Source organism: Streptosporangium sp. NPDC005286 (assembly GCF_040607515.1).
In the GTDB taxonomy this organism is placed as follows: Bacteria; Actinomycetota; Actinomycetes; order Streptosporangiales; family Streptosporangiaceae; genus Streptosporangium.
In genome coordinates, this window is the sequence record NZ_JBEXGU010000375.1 from 1 (window position 1) to 2,592 (window position 2,592).

General features: G+C 71.1%; 1 protein-coding gene. It reads left to right on the forward strand.

Annotated features, from left to right (window positions below):
- On the forward strand, window positions 1–2,592 hold a 2,592-nt coding region (locus ABZU75_RS46180; RefSeq protein ID WP_355569868.1), incomplete at both ends, for a type I polyketide synthase.

A 2,592-nucleotide genomic window follows, 5' to 3' on the forward strand; every position in this document is an offset into this window, starting at 1 on the left:
GATGGCCGGTGCAGGTCCTTCTCCGAGTCGGCCGATGGGGTGGGCTGGTCGGAGGGTGTGGGTGTGCTGGTGCTGGAGCGGTTGTCGGACGCGCGGCGCAACGGTCATGAGGTGCTGGCTGTGGTGCGTGGTTCGGCGGTGAACCAGGATGGTGCGTCGAACGGGTTGACGGCGCCGAACGGTCCGTCGCAGCAGCGGGTGATCCGCCAGGCACTGGCCGGGGCGGGACTGTCGGCGTCGGATGTCGATGTGGTCGAGGCACACGGCACCGGAACCCGGTTGGGTGATCCGATCGAGGCGCGGGCTTTGATGTCCACCTACGGGCAGGGCCGCGATGCCGCGGAGCCGTTGCTGCTCGGGTCGATCAAGTCGAACATCGGCCACACCCAGACGGCCGCCGGTGTGGCCGGGATCATCAAGATGGTCATGGCGATGCGCGAGGGTGTGGTGCCGCGCACGTTGCATGTGGACGAGCCGTCCTCGCATGTGGACTGGAGCGAGGGCGCGGTCGAGCTGGTGACCCGGGCACGGTCGTGGCCTCAGGTGGAGCGGTCGCGCCGGGCTGCGGTGTCGTCGTTCGGGATCAGCGGTACCAACGCGCACGTGATCATTGAGCAGCCTCCCGGGGTGGAGAACGTGGCGGGGGCCGGGGCCGACGGCGGGTCTGGTGGAGCGATTTCGTGGGTGGTGTCGGGGCGGAGTGAGGTGGCGTTGCGGGCGCAGGCGGCCCGGTTGCTGTCGTATGTGGAGGGTTCGCCTGGTCTGGGGTTGGCCGAGGTGGGGGTGTCGCTGGCGACGGCTCGGTCGGCGTTTGAGTATCGGGCGGTGGTGGTGGGTGCTGAGCGTGCGGAGTTGGTACGGGGCCTGGCCGCGGTGGCCGAGGGGGCGCCGGCCGCCGGTGTGGTGACCGGTTCGGCGCGGGGTGCGGCCAAGGTCGCGTTCCTGTTCACCGGTCAGGGGAGTCAGCGGGTGGGGATGGGCCGGGAGTTGTATGCGCGGTTCCCGGTGTTCGCGCAGGCGTTGGATGAGGTGATCGCGGAGCTGGATCCGCTGCTGGAGCCGGCCGGGCAGCTGGACGGTGGGTCGGTCGAGCGGGTGGGTCGTTCGCTGCGGGAGGTGTTGTTCGCCGAGCCGGGGTCGGCCGAGGCGGGGTTGCTGGATCGGACGGGGTGGGCGCAGCCGGCGTTGTTCGCGGTGGAGACGGCGCTGTTCCGGCTGGTCTCCTCGTGGGGAGTGCGGCCGGATGTGCTGGCGGGCCATTCGATCGGGGAGATCACCGCGGCGCACGTGGCGGGGGTGTTGTCCCTGAAGGATGCGTGTGTGTTGGTGGCGGGTCGGGCGCGGTTGATGCAGGCGTTGCCGCCGGGTGGGGCGATGGTGTCGGTGCGGGCGTCGGAGGAGGAGGTCGCCGAGCTGCTGGCCGGGCGTGAGAAGGAGGTGTCGGTCGCGGCGGTGAACGGTCCGGCCTCGGTGGTGATCGCCGGGGTGGAGGAGGCGGTGCTGGAGGTCGTCGCCGCTCTGCAGGAGCGGGAGGTCCGGACGAAGCGGTTGCGGGTGTCGCACGCGTTCCACTCGCCGTTGATGGAGCCGATGCTGGAGGACTTCCGCGCCCTGGCCCGGACGTTGTTCTATGGCCCGCCGCAGATCCCGGTGGTGTCCACGGTGACCGGGCAGGCGGCCACCGACGAGCAGTTGTGCTCGCCGGACTACTGGGTCGAGCAGGTGCGTCGGGCCGTCCGCTTCTCCGACGGAATCCGGACGCTGCACGCTCAAGGGGTACGGGCCTATCTGGAGCTGGGCCCCGACGGCGTACTGACCGCGATGGCCGATGACACCCTCACCGCGCTCACCGACGCGAACGCGGACATCGGTGCGGTAATGCGGGTGGCTGCGCCTGCGGGTTCGGCGCGCGACGCCGAGGCAGGGCCGGCGGACCTGGACGTGGTGCTGGTACCGGCCCTGCGCGGGGGCCAGGACGAGCAGGCGACGATCATGATGGCGCTGGCCGCCCTGCACGTGCGTAAGGTGCCGGTGAGCTGGCCGGCCGTGCTCCCCGGCGCTCACCGGGTGGAGCTGCCGACGTACGCCTTCCAGCGTGAGCGGTTCTGGCCCGACGGCGCCGGCTCGCAGGTGGGAGACGTGACGGCGGCGGGACTCGCGGCCGCGAGCCACCCGCTGCTGGGAGCCGCGGTGAGGGTGGCCGGTTCGGACGGGGTGTTGCTGACCGGTCGTATCTCGCTGGGGTCGCATCCGTGGCTGGCCGATCACGTGGTGGGCGGGATGGTGATCTTCCCGGGTACCGGGTTCCTGGAGTTGGTGGTGCGGGCGGGTGATGAGGTCGGTTGTGATCTGGTCGAGGAGCTGACCTTGACCGCGCCGCTGGTGCTCGGCGAGCGGGATGCGGTGGCGGTGCAGGTGTGGGTGCGGACACCGGATGAGTCGGGCCGATGTGAGGTGAGCATTCACGCCCGGTCGGCGGAGGCTGGGGATGAGGAACCCTGGGTGCGGCATGCGATCGGTGTGCTGGTGGCCGGTGGCCAGGCCGGGGAGCGGTTCGATACGGCGGTGTGGCCGCCGCGGGGTGCGTCGGTG